Origin of the sequence: Celerinatantimonas marina, from assembly GCF_046054165.1 — a bacterium.
Taxonomy (GTDB): Bacteria; Pseudomonadota; Gammaproteobacteria; order Enterobacterales; family Celerinatantimonadaceae; genus Celerinatantimonas.
Genome location: NZ_JBFNXK010000008.1, coordinates 43321 through 56148, shown reverse-complemented (window position 1 = coordinate 56148; position 12828 = coordinate 43321). Strand labels below are relative to the sequence as shown.

Here is a 12828-nt window from a genome sequence, read left to right as displayed (position 1 = left end):
ATGGCAGCAAATCAACTAAAACGAATTAGCTTGTTCATTATGGCGGCGTTGTTAAGTGCATGCTCGGCGTTAGGGCCGGATTATCAGGTTCCGAAAGCGCCACTGGCTCCACAGTATAAAGAGGCCAAAGGTTGGGTTCAGGCAACCCCTCAGGATCAACAGCATAAAGGGCCGTGGTGGAACGTGTATCAGGATCCGGATCTGGCGACGTTATTGGCTCAGGTTGAAATTAATAACCAAAATGTGGCGCAGTATACCGCGCAGTATCGTCAAGCTCGGGCGCTGGCTGCGGAAGCCGGGGCAAATTTATACCCGTCGCTGAGTGCCTCGGGCAGTGGTTCGCGTTCTCGGAGTAGTGGCCGGGTGGGGAATAACTGGTCGGCCAATGCTTCGGTCAGTTGGGAGGTCGATCTTTGGGGGAAACTTCGGCGCACCCGTGAGCAGCAGCAAGCGAATGCGCAGGCGAGTGCCGCCGATCTGGCCTCTGCGACACTCAGTGCTCAGTCGGAGTTAGCCCAAGATTATTTCCGGCTTCGGATTATGGATGAGCGGATTCGGTTGTATCAAACCAATATCGCTATCTATCAGCGTTATCTAAAAGTGGTCGAAAATCAGTACCGGGGAGGCAAAGAGCCGCGGGCATCGGTGGCTCAGGCTCAGAGTCAATTGCATTCGGTTCAGGCCTCGATGTTGGATCTGACCTGGCAACGAGCACAGTTGGAACATGCGATTGCGGTGCTGATCGGTAAGCCTCCGGCTGTGTTTTCACTTCCGGCTAAAGAATTTCACTATCAGTTGCCGGTGATTCCGGCCGGAGTTCCCTCTCAGCTTTTACAGCGACGGCCGGATATCGCTTACGCTGAACGCTCGGTCGCTGCGGCCAATGCCGCTATTGGGGTGGCGATGAGCGGATATTTTCCGGATTTGACGCTATCGGCGAGTGGGGGAACTGAAAACTCTGTATTTCGAAATCTCTTTTCACTCCCTTCCCGGGTTTGGTCGGTCGGACCTGAGCTAAGCGGGACTGTTTTTGATTTTGGAAGAACTCGGGCACAGGTGGAAGAGGCTCGTGCAGCCTATGATGCGCAGGTGGCGAATTATCGCCAGCAGGTGTTATCCGCTTTAGAAGAGGTCGAAAACTATCTGGTGGAAATGTCTGTATTAACGCACGAATTAAACGCGCAGCGGCTAGCGACGGATGCTGCGCAACAATCAGCCCATCTCACGTATAATCAGTTTCAGGCGGGGATGATTGATTATCTGGATGTTGCAACCACTGAGGCGACCAGTCTTAGTTCGCAGCAAAATTTACTACAGCTGGTGCAGACACAGTTAGTAACCAGTGTGCAGTTGATTGTCGCGCTGGGCGGAGGGTGGAATAAACACCAGCTTCCAGGGCAGAAGCCAGTGTCGTTCGCAAAGGATTAAACGGTACGAATTGCGCCACCGTCACAGCGAATTTTGCTGCCGGTGATATAACTGGCCAGTTCGCTGACTAAAAAGGCGGCAGTGGCGGCAAATTCTTCGACTTGGCCATAACGGTGCATTGGAATATGGCTCAGAGCCTGTTGTTGAATGGCTTCGAGCGGGCGATTCTGCTGCTGGGCTCGGGTTTGATCGAGTTGTTCGACACGCGAGGTTTGGATGCGTCCCGGTAACAGCAGATTACAGGTGATCCCATCTGCCGCGACTTCATTGGCTAGGGTTTTTGACCAGCCGACCAGTGCACTGCGTAAGGTATTGGATAATCCCAGATTATCGATAGGTTGTTCGACACTGATGGAGGATACCGTTAGGATCCGTCCCCATTTTTGAGCCCGCATGGCCGGTAGAAAGGTATTGGTGATCTCGATGATCCGCAGCACCATCATTTGAAATTGTTGTAGCCATTGTTCTGTAGTAATCGATGTGATGTCACCGACTGGGGGACCGCCACAGTTATTAATCAGAATATCCAGTTGACCGAATTGACTTGCTACAAACGTGGATAGGGTGGCTACGCAGTCCGGCTGGGCTAAATCCAGAGGACAGGCCAAAACTTGCCCGGGAAATGTGGCATCGAGTTGCAAAGCTAGCGTGGATAATTCAGGGCTGCGGCCGGTTAATATCACCTGAGCACCTTCAGCGGCTAGTGTTTTTGCGATTCCCAGCCCTAACCCTTGAGATGAGGCTAGAACGAGAGCCCGCTTATTTTGAAGTCCAAGATCCATTCGCGCTCCTTAATGACTTGAGTGGATGATTCGCGCTTGAACAGTGTATGCATTATGATGGCAAAGGGCTACTTTTTATCCGATGAGAAGGGTAACGGTCACTCATGAAAATGATGGGTAAAATGGGATAATCGGTGTCGTAGACGTAACCAGTAACGACCACGTTGCAGACGCAGCCAAGCAAAACTGGTTAGCATGACCCACAGGATCAGACCGACTCCCGCCGCTCGAAAGCCACTTTCTGAATCGATTAATTGACTGAAGTAGCCATAGATCAATCCATAAAGGACAATGCTCATGGATGTGGCCAATGTGAAGAAACGCTTAAAGATGGCTTCCCGATTGCAGACGACATCCCCATGGCTAAAGCGAACACTTTGCACGGAACGGCGAAAGAATAACCCTCCGGGATAAATGGCAATTGTCATCATTCGGCCACTTTGAAGGGCTTCATAAATGGTTTCATCCATTTGGAGTGGCCCTTCGATAATAGGACCATGCTGCATCTGGATATAACTACATCGAATAGTATGCGAATGAGCATGAGGACAAATCGTTAAGTTCTGGTGCCCGAGAGCTGCGACCTGTCCGGTTACAATTATCATGTCTGGTTGCCTTTCTTTTGAACTTGAACATAATATCGCCAAACTCAGAAAAAGCTATGACTTTGTCCGCATTTTGAGCGGTATGGATGATATTGCAAGGGGACGCGGTCTAATTGATTGTAACGACAGAAAAAGTTGCACTTGCTAAACCACTGTATATACTAACAGTTGCTGTATAAAAAAACAGGTTTATCATGAAAGCACTTACCAAGCGTCAGAGTCAGGTTCTTGAACTTATAAAATCGCATATCCATTCAACCGGGATGCCGCCTACCCGTGCTGAAATTGCCAAACAATTGGGGTTTCGCTCCGCGAATGCGGCTGAAGAGCATCTAAAAGCGCTGGCCCGTAAAGGTGTGATCGAAATGATCCCCGGTGCATCGCGGGGAGTACGTCTGGTCGAAACTGAATCCCCTGAAGTTGTATCAGAGGCTCATGCAACGTCTCTTCCAGATGTTGAAGCCGCTAATGATGAAAGTGGTTTGCCGTTGATTGGTCAAGTGGCTGCTGGAGCACCTATCTTAGCGCAGCAACATATTGAATCGCATTATGCCGTCGATCCGGCTTTGTTTCATCCCCGAGCTGATTTTCTATTGCGGGTGCAGGGGGAAAGTATGAAAGAAATTGGAATTATGGATGGCGACCTGTTAGCGGTGCATAAAACGCAGGATGTGACGAATGGTCAGGTGGTCGTGGCCCGGGTCGGGGATGATGTGACCGTGAAACGTTTTGAGCGGAAAAATAATCATGTGTTTCTGCATCCTGAAAACCAAGACTATCAACCCATTGAAGTGGATCTCAGCTGCGAAGAACTAACGATTGAAGGTTTGGCTGTGGGGATTATTCGTAATTCAGACTGGCTGTAATTTTTCTATTTAATCTAGCGATCTGTTGAACTTTCGTGGGGATAAACCCCGGCACGAAAGTTCAGCAGTCCTTCAGCGCCTGTTCTAGGGCTGACTTTTCAGTGCAAGGGATTTGCTATGTCCGCAATGCTGTCCTATCGGGCTATTTTTTCGATTGCTATTCCGATGATTTTATCCAACGTAACAGTGCCCCTGTTAGGGCTGGTCGATACGGCGGTGATCGGACATCTTCCTTATAGTTATTATTTGGGGGGCGTCGCTATTGGCTCAACGGTGGTCAGCTTTATCTTCTGGCTATCCGGTTTTTTACGAATGTCGACCACTGGGGTTGTTGCGCAGGCAATGGGGCGTGCTGATTATCAGCAGGCTGTGGATACCTGGCGGCAGTCGGCATTGTTGGGCTGGGGAATTGCCATTGTCCTCATTGTGCTGCAATGGCCGATCTGGCAACTTGCGGCATTGCTGTCGGATGCCGATGGACAGGTGACCTATTACGCGCATATCTATTATCAGATCCGAATTTGGGGGGCTCCGGCCGCCTTGATGCATTATGCCACGTTGGGATGTCTATTGGGGATGAAACGGGCCAAAGCTCCGATGACGCTACTGATTTGGATGAATGTGATTAATATTTCTCTGGACTTAATCTTTGTGATGGGATTTCACTGGGGGGTTGCCGGAGCTGCGGGGGCTTCGTTAATTGCCGATTACGCAGGGGCCATCGGTGGGGTTTGGTTATTGTGGCGAGCCTGGAAGCATTTGGGGGTATCGCTATTACCCCAGTCAAAAACACTACAGGTTCATTGGCATAAATTGTGGCATTTGTTGCGCCTGAATCGAGATATTTTTTTAAGAACGCTGGCATTACAGTTATGTTTTGGGTTTATCACTTTTGAAGGGGCCAAACTGGGGACGTTGATCGTGGCTGCCAATGCGGTTCTGATGAATTTTATGGTATTTACCTCTTATGCTCTGGATGGCTTCGCTTATGCGGTTGAAGCACTGGCAGGACATGCGATGGGACAACAAAACCGGGCACAGCTTGAGCAGTGTGTTCGACGAACCTGTAAGGTAGCCGTTGGGGTAAGCCTGGGATTTTCACTGATTTATTGGGGGGCTGGTAAATCGATTATTGCCGGATTAACCAGTATTGAACTGATCCGTGAACAGGCGGCAGATTATTTACCTTGGCTGGTGATTATGCCGGTGATTGCTGTCTCCAGTTATATTTTTGATGGTGTGTATATCGCGGTGACTCAAGGGCGGATTATGCGAAACGGGATGCTGGTTTCGGCATTTGTCGTTTTTTTCCCGGTCTGGTGGCTGACCCGTTCCTGGGGCAATCATGGGTTATGGTTTGCGCTAAGTTGTTTCATGTTGGCTCGCGGTGTTACGTTGATAGCGCATTATCTGAAATACCATAAAACTTGGTTTCGCTGATCCCGAAACGTCGAGTGTGGCCCAATCATCACTCAAGGTTAATCGTCTTAGCTAATTTGCAGTCACGGAGCATCGCGTTATACTGCGCTGCTGATGTTTATTCGTGAGGCTTATTGTGTTCCATATTGCTTTGTTTGAGCCACAAATTGCGCCTAATTGTGGAAATATTATTCGTTTGGCGGCCAATAATGGGAGCAAATTACATCTCATTGAACCGTTAGGTTTTGATTTAGAAGAGAAAAAATTACGTCGGGCTGGTCTGGATTATCATGATTTAGTGAATTTGACTATTTATCCGAATTACGATGAGTTTGCTAAAGCGATGGGAGAGCGACGGATTTTGGCTTGTACAACCAAAGGCAGTCGTCCTTATACTGAGATCCAGTATCAGAATGATGATGTGTTACTTTTTGGGGCTGAAACGCATGGGTTAGCGCCTGAAGTGATGGCATCGATTGCCCCTGAACGGCGGATCCGTATTCCGATGCAACCCAATAGTCGGTGTCTGAATCTTTCTAATTCGGTGGCGGTGATTAGTTATGAAGCCTGGCGTCAACAAGGTTTCGCGGGCGGTCAGTAATCAATGGTGTGCTTAGCCGATCTCCGGTATTGGCTAAATGTTGTGCGGTGAGCTGACTTTCTTCGCTAGCGATGAGGCCGCACAGCCCCTGAATGAGTGAATGTGGGGGATATATCGGAGACGGTTTTTAATCTCTGTTCTGTTTTTCCTTTGTTTCGAAATCTTCATCTTTCAACCAGATCTTTGCGTGGTTTTACCCGCGTTATTCGTATTCACTTCCGTTAATTTAATCATGAAGTCGATCATGGTGAAGGGTATATGGATATTGATGCTCAGCTGGTCATTGAAGAACGTGGTTTACCAGCAGTTAAAAGAAAGGCCATTTTGGCGGAATATGGCGCTCGAATGGAAGCGCTCAAGCAAAATTTTTTAGGTTATCAGACCAATCAGGATGTTTCTTTTCCCAACTCGTTAATGCGGTTTTTATCCCTGAATTTGGTGAATTTAGGGGATGGCTATGATGAAGGGTCATACCGCATCAATGCTAAGCCATTTGAGCGCGCGGTGGTGGAATATTATGCTCGATTATGGCACTTTCAGCATCCGGCACAGCGGCGGCGCTATTGGGGATATACCACGGCCATGGGGTCCACCGAAGGGAATTTATTTGCGCTGTGGAATGCTCGGGATTACCTCTGTGGAGAGGCGATTAGTCCATCTCAGCCTGCCGTTAAAACGGTGTTACCTCCGGTACTGATTTGTTCGCAAGCAACACACTACTCTGTTTTTAAAGCTTGCCAGATTTTACGAATTCCAGTGTTTAATGAGATAGGGCCGACACTTGGGCCTTGTCCACTTCCGGGGCGAAACTGGCAGCAGCGGTTACCGGTGGACGATACGGGCGCGGTACATGAGAAATCGTTGGAAATACTGGTGCGGTTTTTTATTGATGCCCATTATCCCATCATTCTGTTGTTAAATCATGGAACAACGTTTACCGGTGGCAGCGATGCAACCACCCGGATCCTGAATCGCTTAAAACCGATCCTTGGATGTAACCGAAATAATGATCGCCGCTACTGGATCCATGTGGATGGTGCCTTGGGGGCTAACTTTTCCCCTTATTTACATGCGGATCCTTTTGAACTCGCTGAGGATCCATTTGAGTTTCGTCATCCGGAAGTAATGTCGATTTGCGCCAGCCCTTACAAATGGTTGGGAGCACCGTGGGCCTGCGGGATTTATCTGATGCAGTCGCGTTATAAGATTGGTTCCAGTTTTCATCCCTCCTACATTGCGAGCCGGGATTCGACCATATCCGGATCGCGTCAGGGATTGTATGCCTTATTTCTGTGGGAACGATTAGCTGCGTTAGGGGAATTTGGGTTACGGCATTTGGCTTTGAATAATGCTAATCATACTGAATATTTGAGTGAACAGTTAATTCGATTATTTCAGCAACTTGATCCGAGTGGTCGGGTTCTCAAGGTCATGCCGAGGGCTCCGCATAGCAATATTGTTTGTTTCAGTTCTCCAGATGTTCCTATTATTACCCGCTTTTCGCTGGCACAGGATAGTTGGGTCCATCAGGGGTACCGGTATTCGATGAGTCATGTTGTGGTGCTGAGTCATGTGACTCGCTCATCACTTGATGAACTGTTATGTGCATTGGCGGCCCCCGGAGCATTTTCAGAGCGGTTTCGTGAGGCATCTACGCAGGAACATGCGCCATTTCCGGGAGATAACGCATGATGAACCTGAAACGGTGGATGGGATTGATATTGACTTTGATGCTGTATTATCCCATGTCGGTGCGTGCTCAACCCTTGGTCGATACCTCGATTTCGATTAATAAGATATATGGCGTGAATACGGTAGATCAAACTTACCAGATCGATGGATATTTGGTGACCAGTTGGAAACTGGATCAGCCTTCTGCTTTTTTCCCTGCTCAAGGTGAGAAAATTTGTGAGAATAGTTGTGTCGATACCCTGATTAAAAGTGGGTTATGGGTGCCCGCATTCGAATTTATTAATATTATCGGGAAACGTCAGACGGCCAATAAACGGTTGGTTTTAACGGCAGCCGGAGGGGTGATCTACAACGAACGTTTTAGCGGAACGTTTACCACGGCCATGGATTTTCGGAAGTTCCCATTTGATCAGCAGTCGTTTGATATCATTATGGAGCCATTTTCTTATGAAAAGTCACAGCTCTCTTTTCGCCATGTTTCGGTATTTTTAGAGGCGCTGGAGAATCAGACCATTAGTGAATGGGATATGACGGATAAACCCGTTTCTCGGGTGACGGAGTCTGTTTATCACCATATTGAAAATGATCATCCTAGTTATTTTTCCCGATTAGAAGTTCATATTCAGGCCAAACGGAAACCGAATTACTATATCTGGCAGTTTTTGCTGCCGCTATCGCTGATTCTGATTGCATCGTGGTCAGTGTTTTGGATCGATGGTTTTACAGAGCGCCTGATGACGTCATTTACGATGATGCTTACTGTCGTCGCTTACACTTTTTATACCAGTAGTCTGTTGCCGCGTTTGCCCTATACCACCTTTATTGGGCGAATGGTGGTATTGGGGTATGTCAGTATTTTCACGGCAATTTTAGTGATTGTTTTTGTCAAAATTCGCGAAGAAAAACAGAAGACATCATTCCGAATCGTGCATCACTGCCGCTATTTATTCCCATTGTTATCGATCATTGCGGTAGCGCTGTTGGTGGAGGCGAATCATTGTTTATGAAACCCAGTAAGCCTTTTCAATATATCAGTGAAGTCATTGTCGTGAGTAGTATTTTTATGTTGCTGCTGGGGGTGACCATCTATTTACTTTATACCAAGTCGATGGATGCTCTGGAAGAACAGATTAAAATTGGTTTGATTTCAACGGTATCGGCTGCGGCTACGACTCTGGATGGTTCGGTACATGAACAGTTCTCAGCTTCGACATCCCGCTCTGATCCGGTTTATCAGCAAATGGCCCAGCACATGGAAAGTATTCGGAAAGCCGCTGCTGATGTTCGATATATTTATACGTGTATATTACAAAATAATAAAGTTTATTTTATCGTGAATCCAAGCCCTCAAAATGATAATGATGGTGATGGAATTGCAGATGAACCGCCGGCTTTAATGGAGTTATATCGTGATGCACCGGATGAGTTATATCAGGCGTTAAAAAACCAGCAGATTGGAATATCTAAAATACCCTATCATGATCAATGGGGAACATTTATAAGTGCTTATGCACCTTTTTATGATCATCAAGGTCGATTTGTCGGTGTATTAGCCATGGATTTGGAGTTGGGCAATTTTTATCTTCGGATGGCCCCGATAAAACAAGTTTTTAATAAAGCTAAAATTATCATAGTTTTTTTAGGGATTATTGTCGGCCTGATCGTATGGTGGATCCGTCGCTCACATTTTAACCGAAATCGTTTATTTACGGTGATCAATCAACAATCCGATCTGAATTTAGATAAATTACAACGACAGGGATATTTGTTAGTTGCCTTGATGAAATTTTTCTATCAACTGAAAGATCCATCTTATTCCGGGGATACTCAAAAATTAGAATCACTTGAAAAATATGGAGAATATTCATTATTAAAATCAGAATCCTCGCAGCGGGGAAATTTTCCGCAGTGGCTGAATAACTTTCAGGAGCGCTTGATCCAGCATCGGCTTGGGACGCTGACCTGGCGAGGAAATGAGGTGTTACAGGCTTGTTGGCCCGAAGCGATGGGGGAGGCATTATTTTCGTTATATGACGTATTTGAGCAACTGATTCATCATCCGGTCATGGCTGAAATTGAGATGGCGTCTGAATTATTAGATAGCTGGAAACTCCGTTCTGTTTTTCATTCCAGTCACAAGCAGCTATTTTTATTACCCGCTAAGATCATACGAATAATAAATGTCCCTTTGTATAAAATTGAATATGAACAGCTTATTAAATTGAGTGCTATTGAAATTAAACTTTTAAGTGCCTTGATTCGGTTAGAAAATCTTGGATGCCATATCCAATTAAAAAATAGTTCAACTTTATGGATCGAATGGACTCTTTATAAGGTGAAATGATGATTAATAAAATTATACCTATCATACTAATTATGGTGGCTTTAATTGTGCAGTTATCATCAGGGATTAATTATGTCACTATTCCTGTAAATATGAATGAACAAGGATATGGGAATACTCTAATTGGTATGGCAATGGCGTTCGAAATTATTGGTCCATTATTATTGTATCGACCTATTTCTATCGGTTTAAATAAGATTGGAATTATTCGTTCTTTTATTTTATTAGAACTGGTGAGAGCGATTAGTTTACTTATTATGACTTATAGTTCGTTTTATGCGGTTTGGGTTGGATTAATATTTTGCTATGGATTGGCATCTGGGATGGTTTTGGTACTGGTCCAGACTTGGTTAAATATTTCAATATCGGGGCGACTCAAAGGCATGTGGATTGGGTTGTATTCATCGGCATTATCATGCGGGGTTGCGCTGGGGCCGATTGTTCTGCAATTAGTTCCAATCCCGATGCACTGGCGATTTGCCTTTAGTGCCGTGATTACGTTGATCCCGATACTCTGTTGTGTGGTGCTTCGAGTGCAGCGGCAGGCGATGCAAGGGGTGGGGTTGGTTCGTTTCCGATTTGCGTTTAAGCATGCCAAAATTATTCTGGTTTCGGCATTTGTCGGTGGTATTGGTTTCTTTGGATTGCCTAGTTTTTTGACTCTTTATGGGCTGAAAAATGGGCTGAGCGAATCAGAGGCTCAACTGCTGCTGACGACTTTTATGCTGGGATCGGTCAGCCTTGGAATGTTGGTGAGTATGCTCTCGTCATTTTTGAATCGCTGTGTGGTGGTCTTGGCGGCTGTTTTTGGCGCGGTGGTTTGTTCGGTGTTTTTATCACTGGCTGTTTATGCTGAATACAGTGTGGCATTGGCGCTGCTTTTTGTGTGGGGGGGATGTCTGGGTGGAATTTATGGCATTGGTATTACGGTAATGGGAGAGCGTTTTTGTCAGCAGGATCAGATGTCGGCCAATATGAGTTATGCCATGATGGATTCAATGGGAGGCATTACCGGGTTACTTATTATCGGTGCCATGTTGGATGCGGTTGGTTCAGAAGGAATGACATTTGTTTTTGTAACTTTCGGAACAGGATTATTAATCCTATTTGCTTACGAAACTCTTGTTCCAAGAAGGACATTTGAGTAATTAAAGTTTTATTTAATTTATATTATATAGATATAATTTTTTTATTTTGATTTAATTTTTTATTGTGAAATAAAATTGCTTCAAATCATGTCATTTTAATCTCATGCTGATATTTTACTGGCGGTGACTTTAGAAATTTATCAAGATAACCCAGTATAGCTAATATTTGTGTTATTCCTCTCTGGTCATATATATCTGTACGTAACCGTTTTTTCATTTCGGCAACTATGATGCTTGTAGGAATTTTATATGCGGACTAATACACCGGTAACAGATCATGAGGTTCTGTTTTCTGCTCATTGTAATCTATTATCTACAACGGATCTGAATGGTATTATCACGTATGCCAGCCCTGACTTTTGTAAAATTGCAGGATTTACAGAGCAAGAACTGGTCGGACAACCTCACAATATTGTTCGGCATCCGGATATGCCGGAGGCCGCCTTTAAAGATCTCTGGGAGCATGTTAAAGCAGGAAAAACATGGCAGGGCATGGTCAAGAATCGCTGTAAAAATGGTGATTTCTATTGGGTCGATGCGTTTGTTTCCCCGATTATCCGTGATGGGAAAATTGTTGAATTTCAATCTGTTAGATTAAAACCGGTTCGAGCCCTTGTCGAAAGAGCACAGCGCACGTATCAATTGATGCAACAGCGAAAATCGCATATACCTCTGACGATCCGATTGGCCAAATTAGGGCTGTCACGTTCATTGATGCTAGGCTCATTGGTGATGCTTATTCCCGCGCTTCTGATCGGCTATTTTGGCAATTGGGATGTGGCCGCCGTTATTTATGTACTCCTGAATTTATTGATGCAGTATGGTCTCACTCGACGGTTGAAGAAGTTGGTGAACCGGTCTAAATCCGTTTTTGAAAACCCGCTTATGGCTTATATCTATCATGGTCGCTGTGATGATGTGGCCGCGATTGAACTGGCCTTTAAAATGTCACAATCAGAGCTGAACGCTGTGACTGGCCGGATCTTGGATTCTAGTGTTCATATTCGGTTATCCGCTGAATCTTCCCGAAAAAATAGTGAGCAAATTGTCGGTGAGCTGAGTCGACAGGCCATGGATACGGAGCAAATTGCAACGGCGGTGGGCCAGATGTTACAAGCCACTCAGAATATGGCTGAAAATACTCAAGGGGCTGCTGATGCGGCCAATATGACAGCTGAAATTTCACAGGAATCCGCACAGCGAGCCATGCAGGTTGGAGCTTCAATTGGTGAATTAGCTCAGCAGTTACATAAAGCTGCACAGGTTATGGGTAAACTGAAAGATTATGGTAATTTGATCGAACAAAGTTCTAGCCAGATTTCTAAAATTGCTGAGCAGACCAATCTGTTAGCACTGAATGCGGCGATCGAATCGGCTCGGGCCGGAGAACATGGGCGGGGGTTTGCCGTCGTTGCTGATGAAGTCCGGAAACTGGCTCAGAATACTCAAACATCGACCCAGCAGATCCAACAGGTCATTGAAGATATCCGTAATGTTTCTATTGAGGCTGGTGATATTGTCTCACAGGGTGAAACGCTGGCTGATGCCTGTATGGATCAGGCTCAAGATGCCAATGAACAGCTTAAAGAAAGCCTGAATCAGACCACCGCGATTAGTGATCGAAATCAGCAGATTGCGGCAGCGGTTGAAGAACAGGTGCAAGTCACTCATGATGTGCAGCATAATGTTGATGAAATCCATCGTCTAACCCAGCAGTGCGAGCAGCTGGCCAGAGAAACCGCTGAAAATAGTATGAACCTGAATGAAGCTTTAAAACATCAGTGCTCATTAGTGGAACAGTTGCGACGGGTTGATGATTAAGTCTTAAGTAATAAACAAGTTATATACTCCTATCGTCTCAATATGACACGGAAAATCCTAGACCCTCGAAATGGATTATCCGTGTCAAAGCACGATCTATAATTTAGACGATAAACGTTTGC

11 protein-coding genes are annotated in these 12828 nt (G+C 45.7%); 9 read left to right on the top strand and 2 right to left on the bottom strand.

Annotation, left to right across the window (positions count from 1 at the left end; translation table 11 throughout):
* Positions 1-1428: an efflux transporter outer membrane subunit gene (locus tag ABUE20_RS10500; RefSeq protein WP_408619874.1), complete on the top strand. Its 1428-nt coding sequence runs from the start codon at positions 1-3 to the stop codon at positions 1426-1428.
* Here the strand turns inward: ABUE20_RS10500 and ABUE20_RS10495 are convergent.
* The gene (locus tag ABUE20_RS10495; protein WP_408619873.1) at positions 1425-2210 is read right to left on the bottom strand and encodes an SDR family oxidoreductase; all 786 of its coding nucleotides are present in this window, start codon (positions 2208-2210) and stop codon (positions 1425-1427) included. The genes ABUE20_RS10500 and ABUE20_RS10495 overlap by 4 nt on opposite strands.
* A 98-nt stretch (positions 2211-2308) precedes the next feature.
* Positions 2309-2815, bottom strand: a complete 507-nt coding sequence (locus ABUE20_RS10490) for a hypothetical protein (protein ID WP_408619872.1) — start codon at positions 2813-2815, stop codon at positions 2309-2311.
* A 194-nt stretch (positions 2816-3009) separates the two neighbouring features.
* Between ABUE20_RS10490 and lexA the strand changes: the two genes are divergently transcribed.
* The 8 genes from lexA (at position 3010) to ABUE20_RS10450 (ending at position 12706) form a co-directional block, all read left to right on the top strand.
* A complete protein-coding gene (gene lexA, locus ABUE20_RS10485) occupies positions 3010-3681 on the top strand; it encodes a transcriptional repressor LexA (RefSeq protein WP_408619871.1) in 672 nt (223 codons plus the stop codon).
* Between the two features lie 117 nt (positions 3682-3798).
* Complete coding sequence (locus ABUE20_RS10480) at positions 3799-5121, top strand: MATE family efflux transporter (protein ID WP_408619869.1); 1323 nt, start codon at positions 3799-3801, stop codon at positions 5119-5121.
* A gap of 115 nt (positions 5122-5236) precedes the next feature.
* Positions 5237-5701, top strand: coding sequence for a tRNA (cytidine(34)-2'-O)-methyltransferase (locus ABUE20_RS10475; RefSeq protein ID WP_408619868.1), 465 nt, complete (start codon positions 5237-5239; stop codon positions 5699-5701).
* A 258-nt stretch (positions 5702-5959) separates the two neighbouring features.
* A complete protein-coding gene (locus ABUE20_RS10470) occupies positions 5960-7393 on the top strand; it encodes a pyridoxal-dependent decarboxylase (RefSeq protein WP_408619867.1) in 1434 nt (477 codons plus the stop codon).
* Positions 7390-8400 carry a ligand-gated ion channel gene (locus tag ABUE20_RS10465; protein ID WP_408619866.1) on the top strand — a complete coding sequence of 337 codons (1011 nt, stop codon included), beginning with the start codon at positions 7390-7392 and terminating at the stop codon, positions 8398-8400. The genes ABUE20_RS10470 and ABUE20_RS10465 overlap by 4 nt, the downstream gene beginning before the upstream one ends.
* Positions 8397-9737, top strand: a complete 1341-nt coding sequence (locus ABUE20_RS10460; protein ID WP_408619865.1) for a PDC sensor domain-containing protein — start codon at positions 8397-8399, stop codon at positions 9735-9737. The genes ABUE20_RS10465 and ABUE20_RS10460 overlap by 4 nt, the downstream gene beginning before the upstream one ends.
* Positions 9734-10885 (top strand): MFS transporter, encoded by a 1152-nt coding sequence (locus ABUE20_RS10455; protein WP_408619864.1) that lies wholly within the window; start codon positions 9734-9736, stop codon positions 10883-10885. Before ABUE20_RS10460 ends, ABUE20_RS10455 begins: the two co-directional genes overlap by 4 nt.
* 249 nt (positions 10886-11134) lie before the next feature.
* The gene (locus ABUE20_RS10450) at positions 11135-12706 is read left to right on the top strand and encodes a methyl-accepting chemotaxis protein (protein WP_408619863.1); all 1572 of its coding nucleotides are present in this window, start codon (positions 11135-11137) and stop codon (positions 12704-12706) included.
* Positions 12707-12828: the final 122 nt, after the last annotated feature.